The sequence below is a fragment of the Moritella sp. genome (assembly GCF_033791185.1).
Taxonomy (GTDB): domain Bacteria; phylum Pseudomonadota; class Gammaproteobacteria; order Enterobacterales; family Moritellaceae; genus Moritella.
In genome coordinates this window covers 1-17,410 of record NZ_JASJHF010000069.1, presented here as the reverse complement: position 1 = coordinate 17,410, position 17,410 = coordinate 1, and the positions used below count along the sequence as shown (strand labels likewise).

Annotated in this window: 13 protein-coding genes; 9 read left to right on the top strand and 4 right to left on the bottom strand. The window is 40.5% G+C overall.

Annotated features, from left to right (window positions below):
- Positions 1–266: 266 nt before the first annotated feature.
- From QNK26_RS04205 to prlC, 3 genes are all read right to left on the bottom strand, one after another.
- Positions 267–1,031, bottom strand: a complete 765-nt coding sequence (locus tag QNK26_RS04205; RefSeq protein ID WP_319221008.1) for a class I SAM-dependent methyltransferase — start codon at positions 1,029–1,031, stop codon at positions 267–269.
- 112 nt (positions 1,032–1,143) lie between these two features.
- On the bottom strand, positions 1,144–4,116 hold the full coding sequence (locus QNK26_RS04200; protein WP_319221007.1) for an EAL domain-containing protein: 2,973 nt from the start codon (positions 4,114–4,116) through the stop codon (positions 1,144–1,146).
- A gap of 214 nt (positions 4,117–4,330) precedes the next feature.
- The gene (gene prlC, locus QNK26_RS04195) at positions 4,331–6,370 is read right to left on the bottom strand and encodes an oligopeptidase A (protein ID WP_319221006.1); all 2,040 of its coding nucleotides are present in this window, start codon (positions 6,368–6,370) and stop codon (positions 4,331–4,333) included.
- Positions 6,371–6,629: 259 nt separating this feature from the next.
- On the opposite strand from prlC, the gene gorA reads away from it, so the two are divergent.
- The 9 genes from gorA to QNK26_RS04150 all read left to right on the top strand — a co-directional run bounded on the left by gorA (position 6,630) and on the right by QNK26_RS04150 (position 16,726).
- Positions 6,630–7,985: a glutathione-disulfide reductase gene (gene gorA, locus QNK26_RS04190; RefSeq protein ID WP_319221005.1), complete on the top strand. Its 1,356-nt coding sequence runs from the start codon at positions 6,630–6,632 to the stop codon at positions 7,983–7,985.
- Between the two features lie 240 nt (positions 7,986–8,225).
- Positions 8,226–10,250: a methyl-accepting chemotaxis protein gene (locus tag QNK26_RS04185; RefSeq protein ID WP_319221004.1), complete on the top strand. Its 2,025-nt coding sequence runs from the start codon at positions 8,226–8,228 to the stop codon at positions 10,248–10,250.
- Positions 10,251–10,415: 165 nt separating this feature from the next.
- Positions 10,416–11,321: a DMT family transporter gene (locus tag QNK26_RS04180; RefSeq protein WP_319221003.1), complete on the top strand. Its 906-nt coding sequence runs from the start codon at positions 10,416–10,418 to the stop codon at positions 11,319–11,321.
- A 248-nt stretch (positions 11,322–11,569) separates the two neighbouring features.
- On the top strand, positions 11,570–13,360 hold the full coding sequence (locus QNK26_RS04175; protein WP_319221002.1) for an aminopeptidase P family protein: 1,791 nt from the start codon (positions 11,570–11,572) through the stop codon (positions 13,358–13,360).
- A 60-nt stretch (positions 13,361–13,420) separates the two neighbouring features.
- Entirely contained in the window at positions 13,421–14,302 is an 882-nt protein-coding gene (locus QNK26_RS04170; RefSeq protein WP_319221001.1) for a Dyp-type peroxidase, read from the top strand.
- A gap of 26 nt (positions 14,303–14,328) precedes the next feature.
- On the top strand, positions 14,329–14,865 hold the full coding sequence (locus QNK26_RS04165; RefSeq protein ID WP_319221000.1) for a dihydrofolate reductase family protein: 537 nt from the start codon (positions 14,329–14,331) through the stop codon (positions 14,863–14,865).
- Between the two features lie 218 nt (positions 14,866–15,083).
- A complete protein-coding gene (locus tag QNK26_RS04160; protein ID WP_319220999.1) occupies positions 15,084–15,539 on the top strand; it encodes a hypothetical protein in 456 nt (151 codons plus the stop codon).
- 14 nt (positions 15,540–15,553) lie between these two features.
- Complete coding sequence (locus QNK26_RS04155) at positions 15,554–16,048, top strand: copper chaperone PCu(A)C (RefSeq protein ID WP_319220998.1); 495 nt, start codon at positions 15,554–15,556, stop codon at positions 16,046–16,048.
- A 21-nt stretch (positions 16,049–16,069) separates the two neighbouring features.
- Positions 16,070–16,726, top strand: a complete 657-nt coding sequence (locus QNK26_RS04150; protein WP_319220997.1) for an SCO family protein — start codon at positions 16,070–16,072, stop codon at positions 16,724–16,726.
- Positions 16,727–16,736: 10 nt separating this feature from the next.
- On the opposite strand, the gene QNK26_RS04145 is transcribed toward QNK26_RS04150, so the two are convergent.
- Entirely contained in the window at positions 16,737–17,195 is a 459-nt protein-coding gene (locus tag QNK26_RS04145) for an Lrp/AsnC family transcriptional regulator (RefSeq protein WP_319220996.1), read from the bottom strand.
- Positions 17,196–17,410: the final 215 nt, after the last annotated feature.

Genomic DNA, 17,410 nt, shown 5'->3' with positions numbered 1-17,410 from the left:
CCAAATAAAGTAGCAATACCGTCTATCACACCATCATAAGATCTTAAAAGACGGTGGTCTTCATCTGAAAACGTGTATGAATTTGTCAATTCATTCTCAATATTATCTAGTTCAAGTAGCACAACTATCCCTCGTTTATAGTTAGGCCCATTTGGGTCGCCAAGTTAACACAGCTAAAAATTAAAAACTTTGAGCCTGATTCCATATATTATATTAAGATAAAATATCTATCCGCTATTAATAACTATTAACATAAACCAATTAAATTACTTCATCGCCTGTTTGACATAAACATCAAAACGATTTTTCTTTGTTTCAATCGCCATACTCGGTTCTGCGTTCGCTATATACTCTGCGTAATCAGGGCGTTTAACCACTACACGCTTAGTCGCAACCCGCATTGCTGGCTCAAACAAACCATCAGCATCTAAATCCGCGCCAACTAATGATTGAAATACACGCATTTCTTTTTTCACTAGTGCCGATTTCTTCTTATGTGGGTACATAGGATCGAGATAAACCACATCTGGTGAAATACCTAACTGTTCGAGCTCAGATAAGCTTGATGCAAATACCAACTTTAATCGCGTCGCTATCCAGCTACCTATCTCTTCATCTTGTTCCGCTCGCTTTAAGCCATCTTCAAGTAATGCAGCAACTATAGGTGAACGTTCCAACATTGTTACGTTACAGCCTAATGATGCCAATACAAATGCATCACGTCCTAAACCTGCCGTACCATCAAGCACTGATGGTGTAACTCCTGATTTTAAACCCACCGCTTTTGCAATAGCTTGTCCTTTACCACCTCCAAATTTACGACGATGATTTACAGCGCCCCCAGCAAAATCAACATACACAGCGCCTAATTTGGGTTCATCAAGTTTAAATAGTTCAAGTCCCTTATCAGAATATAGCAATTGGAATTGCGCATCAGTCACAGGCTCAAGAGAAAAACCCCACTGTTTAGCAAGTGCCGCAATGTGATCAGAGAAAAGTAAATCTGTTGTGATTATTTGTATGCTGTTCATGTAGGCCTGACAAGGTTAGGTTTAATTATTCGAATTAGAATGCCTATATTAGCAAAAAATACGAATACAACCTAAATTCAGTTGATGATTAAATGAAGATAGAGAACGTAATTTAAAAAACGCTTTCATTTTGAGTGATAAACTCTAATAGCTCATGCAGGGGTATAGGACGGCATAACAAGAAGCCTTGTGAATAATCGCACTGTTTCTCTTGTAAATAACTCAGTTGCGCGTGCGTTTCAACGCCTTCGGTTACCACTTTCATCCCCAAGTTATGAACAATCGTAATAATGCCATCTAACAATAAATTATCCTGCTGGTTCTCTGGAATATTAATAATAAAGCTACGGTCAATTTTAACAATATCCGCTGGTAAACTACGCAAATAGTTTAATGATGAATAACCCGTACCAAAATCATCAATCGCAATTTTAACACCCGCTTGCTTTAGTGCATTAATACGTTGCATATACTGACCGTCCATATCCATCAATAAACTTTCAGTGATCTCCATGGTTATTGAGCCATAAGGCAAATTGTGCGAAGAGATCACTTTTAGCCATTCTGATGCTTGCATATCAACCGTCTTAAATTCGATGCTTGAACGGTTAACACTCATTTCAATATAGGGGAAACCAGCTTCATGTAATATTTTTAAATCACAGCATGCCTGATCTAAAACATATTCACCTAGGCCTTGAATAAGCCCACCCTCTTCAGCTAGTGGAATAAACTCGGCAGGTGAAATAAAACCGCGATCCTGATGATTCCAACGCACAAGCGCTTCTAACTTATCAACTTTACCTGTGGTGTTATCAACAATAGGTTGATAATACACATCCAAACTACCACGTTTTATAGCTTCAGCTAGTTCGACAACAGTTTGATGCTTTAGGATTGCAGCATCGCTTAATTCTTGTGTAAAAGTGACGCATTGATTGCGACCTTTACGCTTGGCTTCAAATATGGCTTGCTCTGCGCTTTGCATTAGCGCTTCAACGGAGACACCATCTTCTGGATACATAGTAATACCAACAGATGCTGTCACATAACGCTGCTGATTTGATAATTTGTAGGCTTGTGCAAACACACCTTGTAACTGTTTCGCGTAAACTTCGGCTTGGCGCTTATTAACCACTTCTGGAATAATAAATGCGAATTCATCACCATCAATTCGAGCCAAGAAATCGTTTTCTCTACTGCGATATTTCAAACGTTCTGTCGTCTCTTTTAATAAACGGTCTCCCGCCATAAAGTCTTCAGAATTATTCACTGATTTAAAATCATCAATGTCAATGTAGAGTATGGCAAACTTCTTGTCGTTTTTAGCTGATTTATCGATAACTTGACGCATTTCAGCACTAAAATATTGACGATTAGGTAAACCAGTCAATCGGTCATAATTCGATTGCGTGATAATTTGCTGTTCTGTTTTCTTTTCTTCTGTGACATCGCTAAAAACTGCAAAAAAATATTTAAGTTTACCGTTTTCTTTAAGGCTCGACAGCGTCACTTGCTGTGCAAATATCTCTCCAGCACGGTTACGACTCCAAATAATACCTTTCCATTCATTGTACTTTAATAATGCATCAGAAATATCATTATAGAATTGCTCATCATGGACGCCTGAACGTAGCAAGTCGTGTGTACGCCCTATTGCATCTTCGGCTTTATAACCGGTGATTGTTTCAAATGCTGGGTTTACATCGATAATTTTTTCATTAGCGTCACACAACATAATGCCTTCGGCACTATGCTTGTATACACTTTCAATAATAGACAACCGTTGTCTATTATCTTTCTCTTCCGTAAGATCTTGAATCGTATTAATAAAATATTGTACTTTACTCGTGTCATCTCGAACCGCTGTAACCGTTAACTTTGTCCATAAAATACTGCCATCACTTTTACGATAGCGGGTATTAAGAGCAAAGTTATTACGCTTATTGGCGTACATATCTTGGTAGTATTCTTCAAACTGTTCTTTATCTTCATCAAAATATAAGTTTAGGCTACGACTATTCAGCGTACCTTGTTCACGTAAGCGATGAAAATCTTCCAATTTATAACCAAACATTTTACATGCCTGCCTATTTACCCACTTTATTTCACGATTAGCATTAAGTTTAACTAGGCCAATGGGTGTTGTGGCTAAAACAGTTTCAAGAATACGCTCTTGCGCAGAGGCTCTTTGCTTGGTTAGTTCTTCAGCTGTAACATCCTTACTGATGCAATCGAGACGGTATACTTGCCCTTGCTCATCAAGGATAGGGTAGATATCACTTTGGATACGCTTTGATTTACCCTGTAATGTGGTGATATTAAAAATACTGCGTATCGACGCTGTTGAGTCTGAGCTAAAGGCACACTGAAAATCACGCAATACACTCCGCTTATCGGCGTTATCGACTAACGCTAATAATGCATCAAGTTGGTTAATTTTTTTTACATTATCCGTTTCAATAATACTTGCTGCAGAGTCAGCGCATTCCAATCGTTCCGGTTCTAAAAAATAGCTCCAGCTACTTAATCGACCTTTGGCGATATTATCTTCCAACCACAACGTATAAGCACTCAACTCCGTAGGAATAGAAGTAACAGGTAGCATTGCAACTTGTTTAGGTTGGAGCTCTCTTTCTAAGAAACCAGCAACAAGACGGATTAAATTTAATTCGAGTTTATGTTTAGAAAGTTGACGAGGGAAAAATGCAGACAAAATACCGATAGGTCTACCATGTGAATCATTAAGGCGGATGCCTAAATAAGCTTCTGCTTGCCACTCTTTTAATTGTGCTTGTTCTGGAAATCGAGACGCAAGCCCTTGTTCATATTCCGCATAACCACGTTGGTAAGCCGCAAAGCAAGGCATAGATTTAAAATCGATAACAGCATCGGTTCCAAGAACGCCTTGTTGCAGACAGGATAAGATAGATAAGTCAAAAGTTTGAGGGCAAACAGTCGCGACATACATAGTATCAACGCGCAATAAGCTGGCTAGATTAAGCAAAAACTGATCTAGATAATTAGCGTCCAACAATGAAATAGCATCAATGTTTATATTACTCGGTGTGAGTGTATCAATCATACATCCTTGTCCACAAATTCGATTAGTTTAGCTGCAGTAGATTGATATCCTGTCCATTATTACCATAGCTTATTTAAAACCATGGTAATACTTTAGCACTAAAAATAAAGTGGTAAATATCACGCCAAGATAATACACAATTTACCACTATTTTAAAATCAAAACCGAACGATAAGCGCTACAATCTATCTGTTCTAGCAAGTTATCGATTGTATTAACGAATACCTGAATGATTTAATAACGCGTAAGTACTTGGTTTACGCCCACGGAACTGCTCGAATAGCGCCATAGGGGTATCGCTACCGCCACGCTCTAGCACACAACTCATAAAGTCACGGCCAGTATCAGCGTTAAAAATACCTTCCTCTTCAAAACGCGAAAATGCATCCGCTGAAAGAACTTCAGCCCATTTATAGCTGTAATAACCCGCCGCATAACCACCAGCAAAAATATGCGAAAAGCCATTTTGGAAACGATTAAATTCTGGTGTTGGTAGCACTGATACCTTTTCTCTTACCGAGTTTAATACTGATTGGATATTCGAACCTTGTGCTGGGTTATATTCCATGTGCATACGGAAATCGAATAGACCAAACTCAATTTGACGAAGCATCCCCATTGCCGAGTTGAAGTTTTTAGCGGCAAGTAGTTTATCTAACATCGCTTGGGGTAATGGTTCACCCGTTTCATGATGTCCGGAGATAAATGCTAGTGCTTCTTCTTGCCAGCACCAGTTTTCCATGAACTGACTTGGTAGTTCAACTGCATCCCAAGGCACGCCATTAATACCCGATACCGCAGCAGGAATGACTTTTGTTAACATGTGGTGTAGGCCATGACCAAACTCATGGAATAACGTTGTCACTTCATTATGGGTAAATAACGCTGGCGTATCCCCAACTGGTTTATTAAAGTTACACGTTAAGTAAGCGACCGGTTTTTGTAGTTCGCCATTAGCTTTAATACGATGCGTTAAGCAATCGTTCATCCAAGCGCCACCACGTTTATGTTCACGAGCGTACAGATCTAGATAAAAACTCCCGCGTAATTCGCCTGCTTCATCAAAGATTTCGAAGAAACGCACATCATCATGCCAAGATTCGGCACCCAGTTCTTCGATAATGTTAAGCCCAAATAAACGCTTAACCACTTCGAACATGCCTTTGACTACACGGTCTTCAGGAAAGTATGGGCGCAGCTCTTCATCTGAAATAGTGTATTTTGCCTGCTTTAATTTTTCAGCATAAAAGGTCAGGTCCCATGCTTCTAACTTTTGCGCCATAAAGTTATCTTTAGCGAAGGCTTGAATTTCGGCTAATTCCACGTCGCCTTGTGCAACTGATTTATCGGCAAGATCAGTTAAAAAGTCGATGACTTGATCTGTCGTTTCAGCCATTTTTGTCGCTAATGATTTTTCTGCAAAATTAGCAAAACCTAATAACTCAGCAAGCTCATGACGTAAGGCGATGATTTCGTCCATGATCGCCGAATTATCCCATTTTCCCGCATTTGGCCCTACATCTGACGCCCGAGTACAGAAAGCTTCATATACTTCACGACGTAACTCTCTATTTTCAGAATACATCATCACAGGTAAGTAACTAGGGAAATCTAAGGTAAATAAGTAACCCGTTAATGATTTACTTTCTGCGGTTGCTTTCGCTGCCGCTTTAGCTGATTTAGGTAACCCAATCAATAGTGCTTCGTCGGTGATCTCTTTCTGCCAACCTAATGTTGCGTCCATCACGTTGTTGCTAAATGTAGATGTCAATTGTGATAAGCGTTTCGATATTTCACCATAACGCAACTTATCAGCATCGACTAAATCAATACCTGATAATCTAAAATCACGTAGTGCATTGGTGATCACTTTTTGCTGTGCTGTTGATAGCGTTACAAACTCACTGCTGTCATGCAAACGCTGATACGCTAAGAACAATTGCTGGTTTTGGCCGACTTTAGTCTGGTATTCCGATAATAATGGCAAGCAAGCATCATGCGCTTCACGTAGGTCATCACTACTCACAACAGCGTTCAAGTGACCTATAGGCGACCAAATGCGTCCTAACCGATCTTCACTTTCTTCTAAAGGTGCAACTAAATTAGCCCAAGTCACAGCCGCTGTATTTGCTAATACATTCTCAATAACCGCTTCGCAGTCTTGGATGCCCTGAGTTACTGCTGGCACAATATGTTCGGGTTTAATACTCGAAAACGGCGGTAAACCTGTCATAGTCAAAAGTGGGTTAGTCATAGAGTCATCCTATTTATAATGATATTAATTAGTTAATGCGGCTATAAAATGATAATTTCAAGTATAGCGAGTAAATATCGAGACGCGCTTCGCGTATACAATTTAGCATTGATAGGTAAAAGTAATGGTAGTGAATGGCTTTACCTACTAATAATATCTATCAATTCAGTTTAAACTGTGTAATTAACTCTATTACAAAACAAGGTGATGAACTTAGTCATATAATAAGTTCATCCTCTCAATTAAGGACTATAAAAATATGTCACAGCATTTTGATTATATTGCAATTGGTGGTGGTAGCGGCGGTATTGCATCGGCGAACAGAGCGTCAATGTACGGTAAAAAAGTGGCTATTATCGAAGCGAATGCATTGGGTGGCACTTGCGTTAATGTTGGCTGCGTACCTAAGAAAGTAATGTGGCATGGCGCTCAAATCGCAGAAGCAATGCACCTTTATGCAAAAGACTATGGCTTTGATGTAGAAAACAAAGGCCTTGATTGGGGTAAATTAGTAGCAGCACGTGAAGCGTATATTAGCCGTATTCATACTTCTTATGACAATGTGCTTGGTAATAACAAGGTTACCGTGATCAAAGGTTTCGCTACTTTTGAAGATAAAAACACAGTCAAAGTAAACGGTGAAACATACACGGCCGATCATATCTTGATTGCAACAGGTGGCGCACCAACAATTCCAAATGTACCTGGTGCAGAACACGGCATCGATTCAAATGGATTCTTTGAATTGACTGAACAACCAAAACGCGTTGCTGTTATCGGCGCCGGTTACATTGCCGTTGAGTTAGCAGGTGTATTACACGGTCTAGGCACTGAAACACACCTGTTCGTGCGTAAAGAATCACCACTACGTAGCTTTGATCCTATGGTGATTGATACGCTGGTAGATGTGATGAATACCGAAGGTCCAACATTACACACTAACTCAGTACCAAAAGAAGTAGTAAAAGAAGCGGATGGTTCAATTACGTTACACCTTGAGAATGGCGAATCGAAAAATGTTGATACGCTAATCTGGGCTATTGGCCGTCATCCTTCGACAGACAAAATTAACCTTGCTGCTACCGGTGTTGAAACTAATGACCGCGGTTATATCAAAGTAGATGAATACCAAAATACCAATGTTGATGGTATCTACTGTGTAGGTGACATCATGGAAGGCGGTGTTGAGCTGACTCCAGTTGCAGTTAAAGCAGGTCGTCAACTATCAGAACGCTTATTTAACGGTAAAACAACCGCGAAGATGGATTATAAACTGATCCCAACGGTCGTATTTAGCCACCCACCAATTGGCACTATCGGTTTAACAGAACCAGAAGCAATTGCGCAATACGGCGAAGAAAACGTAAAAGTATACCAATCTGGCTTTACTGCTATGTATACAGCGATCACGTCAAACCGCCAACCTTGTAAAATGAAACTGGTTTGTGCTGGTGAAGAAGAAACGGTTGTCGGTCTACACGGTATTGGTTTTGCTGTGGACGAAATGATCCAAGGTTTTGGTGTTGCGATGAAGATGGGCGCAACCAAAGCAGATTTCGATAGCGTTGTGGCTATCCATCCAACCGGCTCGGAAGAATTTGTAACAATGCGCTAAATTGAGTGCTTATTCTGATGTGCATATGATTGATATGCACATCAATTCCCCCTCCTTTAATTTCAACAATCTCTTCGAACTACCTGTGTAGATCACGAAACACCTGTTTAGTTGTTAAATGCACAATTAAAATACTTAACATTGAAGCAACAACTAGTTATATTATTGATGCCTTAGCATTAGGCACTTACCCATACTTCGACGCTAGCGACGCCTAACCATATTGATAAGGATATTTTTATGGGCACATTATTGCAGCCAATCACTTACCTGATTAGCCGGTTATCATTCCAGAAAAAATTTGGTTTAGTTATCTTATTACTTGCTACACCAATTGTATTTTTCTCCTCTACAATTATTTCGCAAACACAAAAAGATATCGCTTTTGCAGAATCCGAATTACAAGGTTACGAATTACTCCAAGCCTTACCAGAAGTCGCAAATAAATTTATTGAATATCGCCATTTATTAAGCCTAGAAGTCGCAGAGCTCGAGCCTGGTGATGAAAACATAGCCCAAGCGCAAACCCTCGCAGAAAATACCTTTAATCAATATTACCGCGCTTATACTACCGCGACAGGTTCACAGCTCTCCGCGTTTGATAAAATAACCGCCGACTGGCAACAATTAAAAGCGGACAGTGATTTTTTATTACCGGAAGAGATCTTTTACGCTATCGATTTAATGCTAGAAAACTTGCGTATTGGTACGCGTGAAATCAACAGCGAAAGTAAGCTATTATTTGATTCACACCTTAGCAGCTATTACCTCATTAATTTGACGCAAACCCAGCTACCTAGATTGCTCGACTTTACTTATCAAGTAACAGATAAAGCGGCAGAAACAGCTGCATTTGCTGAATTCACAGCCACCAGTTTTAATGACTTAAGTCGCCGAATTGATCAATTAAGAATAATTTTTTCTGCCACTGAGGATGATGTTCAAGCATTAGTCAGTATTACTCCCGCGTATCGTAATACGCTAACGACACCACTCGAACAGATAAAAACGACTATGTTAGCACTGGAAGACATACTCGACCGTCAGCTAATTAATACCGTATCAGCTGAGATTAAAATTGATCCGAACACCCTGTATCGTTTAGGTGAAGATCTGCGTATAAAAACCAATAATCTATATCAAACCGCCTTTAATACCCTAGGCAATGAAATAACGGTTAGACTCAGTGAAAAAAATAATGAGCTAAATATTTTTTACACTGTGCTAATTATCCTATTCGTTGTTTGCATGGTGATCTTATTAAGTATTTACATCTCACTGACAGAAACTATTCACAATATTAGCCAAGTAGCACTAAATGTATCAAATGGTGATTTATCCCAAAATGTGAAAATTATTAGTAATGACGAACTGGCTATTATTGCTCAGTACTTCAATAGCACCATTGATGGTATGCGTAAATTAGTCAAACAACTTAACAGTAGTGCTGTAGACGTACACAGCTCAGTACAGGACATTACAGATAAAACCAACTCTGCAGAAACAACCATCACTGCACAACAAACTGAAACTCATCAAATTGCCGCTGCGATCAAACTCATGGCCACGACATCAACAGACATGGCGGTTAATGCCAATGATGCCACAGGGGCAACGCGAGATGCAGAGCAAGCCGTATTAGAGGGAAAACAAGTTGTTGATCAAACCATTATCGCCATTAACGCGATTGCTTCCGAAGTCGAAACATCAAGTGAGACCATTCAAAAACTAGAAAGTCATTGCGCCGATATTGGCGGTGTCGTAGAAGTAATTAAGGGTATTGCCGAACAAACTAACTTGTTAGCCCTCAACGCCGCCATTGAAGCAGCTCGAGCTGGAGAGCAAGGTCGTGGTTTTGCTGTCGTCGCCGATGAAGTCAGAACACTCGCAAGCAGAACTCAGCAATCTACCAATGAGATCCAAGTCATGATTGAGCGTGTGCAATCTGGCGCAAAAGAATCTGTGAAAGTAATGGCGACAGGTAGAGAGCAAGCCAACATGGGTGTAATGCAAGCTAAAGAAGCCTCAAATACGTTTGAAGCCATTACCTTATCCGTCGATAAGATTGTGTCTATTAACAACCAAATTGCCAGCGCTATTGAAGAACAAAGCCTTGCTGCAGAAGAAATGGAACGCAATGTGAGTAATGTGTCCGCAGGGGCAGATTCAGCCCGCTCAGTCGCTACAGGGGCTACGCAATCGGCGCATAACTTATTAGCGGTGGCAGACAAACTGACAGAAGTGGCCGAAGAATACGCTTTTTGATATCACTCTTTTAGCTTTTGAATGAGTGGCTTAAACGTGTTTTATCACTTTGAGCCTCTCATGCAAGAGTTTGAATATAAGTAATCCCGCATGAAACACTAGATCTGAATAAATTTGCCGATTACACTGCTAACACGCATTTATCTCCCCTCGAAATTGGTACTCATGAAAAATCAAAAAAAAGCCATGCTGTTCGGTTTGATCACCGTATTACTCTGGTCCACCGTGGCTTCCGCATTTAAAATTACCCTCAGTCACTTCGAACCAATTCAGATGGTATTGATTGCCTCTCTGACCAGTATCGTGTTACTTACTGGGATCGCCTTTCAACAGAAAAAATTACATCTACTTAAACAATATTTCGTTAAGCAGCCACTATTTTACTTAACACTCGGAGTCATTAATCCGTTCCTGTATTACTTGGTGTTATTTAAAGCCTATGACTTATTACCGGCCTCACAAGCACAGGCGCTCAATTACACTTGGGCAATCACGCTGACATTATTATCTGTACCTTTCCTCGGACAAAAGATCCGTAAAAAAGACTGGGTGGCGATCTTATTCAGTTATACCGGCGCCTTAGTGATTGCGACCAAAGGGGATTTGTTAGGGCTTAATTTTGAGAGCCCACTTGGGGTGGCGTTTGCTTTAGCCAGTACCATCATTTGGGCAAGTTATTGGATCATTAATGCCAAGAATAATAATGATCCGATTGTTAGTTTATTACTGGGTTTTTTATTAAGTCTGCCCTTTACCCTCATCGCTACCGCGTTGCTTTCTGATTTTAATTTCAACTCTGTAGAAGGTATTTTAGGGGCTATTTACATCGGTTTATTTGAGATGGGTATTTCATTTGTATTATGGTTAATGGCGATTAAGTTAGCGACGAATACCGCGCAAGTCAGCAACCTAATTTTCATTTCACCGTTTATCTCACTATTCCTACTCAGCGTGATTGTTGGTGAAGAGATCCATCCCTCAACCTTTATCGGCTTAGTGACAATTATCGTCGGACTGGTGATCCAACAAATCAACTGGCGTAACAAACGTCGTATCGCGACAGCCAAGTAATAGCGATGCTCTTAACCTGCTAAATTGGTGGCTGATGATTCACTTCAGCCACCAGCAACATCAAATTAAGCAGTAAATAGTGACTTAATCACGATTTAATTACTGAAAATATCACAATCCCTATGACCTCCTCTTGCATATCTAAAGGCTAACAGGTTAATGTTTCACTACTCTCTTTCTATAACCTGAACATGATCCTATAAAACGCAGAACATAGCGTCAGGTAACATGACAAACCGGACAGCAAGATGCCTCAAGCAATAGAACAGAAATTAGCAGCAATACGTGCGCATATGGATGCAGCGAACTTAGACGCATTCATCATACCTCGAGCAGACGAGTACCTTGGCGAATATGTGCCAGCACATAATGAACGTCTATTATGGTGCAGTAACTTTACCGGATCTGCTGGTACCGTTATTATTTTAAAAGATCGCGCAGCTATATTTACCGATGGTCGTTATACCATCCAGGTAAAACAACAAGTAAGCGGCGATTACTTTGAATTTTATCATCTTATCGAAACACCACATGTTGCTTGGTTAAGTGAACAATTACCTGCAAATGCTAATGTTGGTTATGACGCTAAAGTACATAACTTAAATTGGCATAATGCCAGTAAAAAAACCTTAGCAGCAAAACAGATTAATTTAGTTGCGATTGACCAAAACCCGGTTGATTTAAGCTGGGCAGATAGACCAACCCCGACTGAAAACCTCGGTTTATTACTTGATGAAAAATACACAGGTCAATCAAGCCTAGAAAAACGCCAACAAATCGGTGCAGATATCGCCAAGCAAGGGGCTGATGCCGTTATTATTAGTGCCTTAGATTCTATCGCGTGGTTATTGAATATTCGTGGTAAAGACATTCATTGCTTCTGCGTTATCTTAGGCTGTGCGGTATTACGTAGCGATGGTTCAATGACATTCTTCACTAATCTAGCCAAGATCCCTGCGGGTTTCCACCAGCACGTAGGCGCAGGAGTTAAAATTGTCGATGAGACTCAAGCGACTGCGACTTACCAAGCGCTTGGTGAACAACAGTTACATGTATTAGCCGATCCAGAAGCATCAAATGCCTTTAGTCAGTTAACAGCACAGCAAGCCGGAGCGACGCTTATTGCAGGTAATGATCCAGTGGCATTACCAAAAGCCTGTAAAAATACGGTTGAGCTGTCAGGTATGCGCGCGTCACATGTTCGCGATGGCGCTTCAGAAGTACGTTTCCTTAACTGGTTAGAGCAAGAAGTTGCAGCAGGTAATCTGCATGATGAAGGCTTCCTTGCTGACAAACTAACGGCTTTCCGCGCATCGAACGATCTTTATGTAGAATTAAGTTTTGATACTATTTCAGCCGCGGGGGCAAATGCCGCTATGTGTCACTACAATCATAACAACGGTATACCAGCACAATTGCCAATGGATAGTATCTACCTCGTTGACTCAGGTGCACAATATCTTGATGGTACAACCGATATCACTCGAACAGTCGCCATTGGCACGCCGAGCGCTGAACACAAAAAGATGTTCACCTTAGTATTAAAAGGCCATATCGCCTTAGCACGGATGAAGTTCCCAGCAGGAACCAGTGGTGGTCAACTTGATTCATTAGCGCGTCAGTTCTTATGGCAGCAAGGTTATGATTACGACCACGGCACAGGCCATGGCGTAGGTTGTTTCCTTAACGTTCACGAAGGTCCACATCGCATCGGCAAAAACTCAAATGGCGTAGCGTTATTACCGGGTATGGTGGTATCTAATGAACCAGGCTATTACAAACAAGATGAATACGGCATTCGCTGTGAGAATCTGATTTATGTTGTGGCGAAAGATACCGGCCATGACGGTAAGACATTCTACGAATTTGAAACCTTAACCTTGGTTCCTTTTGATTTGCATCTAATAGATCAACAACTACTCTCTCAAGACGAAGTAAACTGGATCAATGCTTATCACGCCCAAGTACGTGACGCATTATCACCATTGTTAACAGGTTCTGATTTACAGTGGTTATCTCAAGCTACCCACGCTATTTAATTAATATATTATCTAGCCAATCTAAGTGATTAGGTTGGTTAGGCATTGAAAGGAGTTGGCATGTTCCAACCACAAATTGCTATTTTTAACGAACAAAGCCAAAGTTACCATCATTTAGAGTACAAGTTTAAAGACGATGTTTACTTAGCTAATATCCAAGCTGCACTGCAGAGCGCATTACAAAAACAAGCGGATGACATTAACATAGTTGTCGCTTTTGGTCGTAGCGCCACCAATACGCTATTACCTGATTTACAACTTAACGCATTTGAAAACTTTAGTGAGATAGCTAGTCCACACGGTAAAAAAGCACTGGCAACGCAAGGCGATGTGATGTTTTGGATCCACAGTGATAATGCTAGCCATACCTTAGAGCAAGCATTTCATATCCAATCGGCACTGACTAAAATTGCCGATACCCAGTTAGATATTTCTGGTTTCCAATACCATAAAAATCGTGACTTAATTGGTTTTGTTGACGGCACTGCCAATCCAAAAGAGGATGCCCGCCAATTGGCATCGCTGATCCCAGCAGGACAGCCGGGCGCAGGCGGTAGTTTTGTATTATCACAAAAATGGGTACATGACTTAAGTAGCTTCAACGCCATGCCAGTACCAGAGCAGGAAGCTGTAGTAGGTCGAACTAAAGAAGACGATGTCGAGTTATCAGGTGATGCGATGCCAGCAAATTCTCACGTCAGTCGCACCGATGTATCGGGCATGAAAATATATCGCCGCAGTTCACCATATGGTAACGCATCCGAACACGGACTATACTTTTTAGCATTCGCATGTGAACAATTACGCTTTACGACTCAATTACAGCGTATGTACGGAATTCCAGACGGCGTCACGGACCGATTGATTGATTATTCAGATGCAGTAACAGGCTCATACTGGTTTGCCCCTTCTCAAACAGAACTAGATATATTAATGAATTAAGTTGCATTCAACTGGGAGCGATGATTATGTCGAACGTTATTTTATATATAGCGACAAGTTTAGACGGTTATATAGCAAAAGCAGACCATGACATATCATGGCTCTCACATGTAGATGTAAAAGGTGAAGATTACGGTTATCAAACTTTCTTAGAAGGCGTTAGCGCTGTCATGATGGGTAATACCTCGTTTCAAGTAATTAAAGACTTTGGCGATTGGCCTTATGCAAACAAACAATGCTTTGTAGCCTCGCACTCACCGGATATTATCCCCAATAATAACGTCACTTTTATTACCGATCCAGCCGCTACGATCAAGCAATTAAAAGCCATAGATGAAGGGAATATTTGGTTACTCGGAGGCGCTAATTTGGCTGATTCCTTGTTACGGCTAGATCTTGTTGATGAATTAATTATATCCACAATTCCAATCTTGCTCGGCAATGGCATTCGCTTGTTTAATGCGCCGCAACCAGCGCTTGACGTCACGGTCTTATCGTCACAATGTTACCCGTCTGGGCTGGTGCAAACACACTACAGAATAATCAAGAATAACCCTAACTAGCCTCATGCAGATTGATGCCGACAATTTTTATATCAACGGCATCACCTGGTTTTAAGTCACTCGCCAATATCCCCCTACGAAATAAGCGCTAGCTATAGTTTTATTACATTGCCCGTTTATCTGCCGCTAAAATTAAAGTAATATCATGTTATTAATCGTTTTATTATAGAACGAACATTCTTTTCATGATCCAATGCCAAGTATAAGAGTCTTTATCCATGTCTAAATGGTTAACAGCTGGTGTGAGTATTGTCTCTATCGCCGCCGTCAGTTATTTCAATTTTTTCTATCAAGCTCCGCAGGAGCTCAACCGTATTCAGCTACCCGTGCAGCAAGATTGCCGTGTGAACCAACAAGAATGTCAGGTTCAATTAACAGCAGAACAAACAATTTCACTCTCGATAACGCCATTCAATGCAAAACCCATGACCCCATTATCCATCAATCTGAATGGAGATGATATTGATAATGCTAGCATTAGCATAAACGGGGTTGATATGAATATGCCCGGTTTCCCTACGGCGTTGAATGCCATCGCGACGAATAAATACCACGCAGAGACCGCACTGGCGATCTGTACATTCGGTGAGATGTTATGGCAAGCGGATGTAACTATCACAGTTGCAGGGCAGTCTTATTTAGTACCGTTTCAATTTACCACAACCACTCATTAATTCAGGATGAAAAAATGCAAAAATCAATAATTACAACACTGATCGCGACAGCTATTTTTTCTACAGCACCAACCTTTGCTGCGGAAAAAACTAACATGATGATAATGGATTCATGGGTACGAGCAGCACCACCATCAGCAAAAGTACAAGCGGCTTTTTTCACGCTGATGAACCACAGCGACAAGCCAATTGTCTTTACCGATGTTGAAGCGCAAGGTTTTGGTCATAGTGAACTACATTTATCGAGTAAAAAAGATGGCGTGATGGTAATGGAAAAACAACAGCAGATAACCATCCCTGCCAATACTGTGTTTCAATTTAAGCCTGGTAGTTACCATGTGATGCTATTAGAACCAAACAAGATAGCCGCACCTGGTGAGCAAGTAACCATATCATTCACATTATTAAGTGGTGAAAAGATAACAACAAAAATGCCTGTGAAACGTGATAACAGCAAAACTAAAATGGATCACAGTAAGATGGACCACTCAAATATGAAACATGACTAGTTTCAATAAAGGATCTATTTGATGAAAAAATCTAAGGTTATTATCGTGGCGGGCATGCTTGCTCTTAGTGCTATTGGCATTATGATTGCCAGTAACATGCAACAGCCAAGTCTACCTGAGTTGACCACCGCTTACGTGCAACCGAAGCCTATCACATTACCCCCATTTTCACTTGGAGATAATCAAGAATACACCAACGCATTATTTAAAGATAAATGGTCATTGGTGTTCTTTGGTTATGCAAGTTGTCCTGATATCTGCCCGACTGAACTCTACAATCTCAATAATGTAGCAAACATCATCGCAGATACAGGTAAAACAATGCCACAAGTGGTATTTATTTCAGTTGATCCGCAACGTGATAATAATGAGATGCTAACCAGCTACGCGCATTTTTATAATGATGACTTCATCGGTATAACTGGATCGACCGCAGAGATAGATAAATTAGTCGCCAGTTTTGGGGTTATCTATCAGAAAACATTTATAGCAACTAACGGTAAATATGTATCCGTACCCTACACCAGTCCTTTACCTGAAGATCAACGAATGAGTTATCTCATTAACCACTCTTCACGTGTGTACTTGGTTAACCCCCAAGGGCAGTATGTAGCGGCATTTGCACCGCCCCATAGTGCAAAAAAGATAGCAGAGGACCTACTCAGACTCCAAGAGTAACTTGTCGATATTAAGAGATTGGTAATTGCGTGGTATTTTTTAACCCTTCCATGGCAAAGGAAGAAGTGACATCAGTAAGACCGTCGACGCAATTTACTAATCGCTTATAAAAAACATCAAATGCCGCCATGTCTTTCACTATTACCTTCATCATATAATCGTACTCTCCCGCCATACGGTAAAACTCGATCACTTCCGCAAAGGCATCAACACTTACGACAAACTTTTTAAACCAACTATCACTGTGATTTTGGGTTTTAATATTAACGAATGCAGTAAGAGATAATCCCAACTTTTGTTCATTCAATAACGCCACACGGCGTAAAATATAACCGTTATCTTCTAACCGTTTTAACCGTTTCCAACAAGGCGAGACCGTCAAGCTAACTTTATCAGCAAGATCAGCAATAGACAAAGATGCATCGCGCTGCAAGAGATCTAAGATCAATTTATCCTTCGAATCTAACATAATGAAGTAAATCCTTTCTTTAATAATCCAATCACCAACATTCTAATCTCAACGATAGTGCTTGGGAAATAGTTTAGGACATAGCCGAGTAAATAGCTTAAAGAATAATGTTAACTACACGAAAATTTTTAATTGGGTTGTATCTAGTCAGTATGATCATTTTATCAAGCTGGGTTTGGCAAACCGATTACGCTAAATTAGTCAGTCAAAGTAAT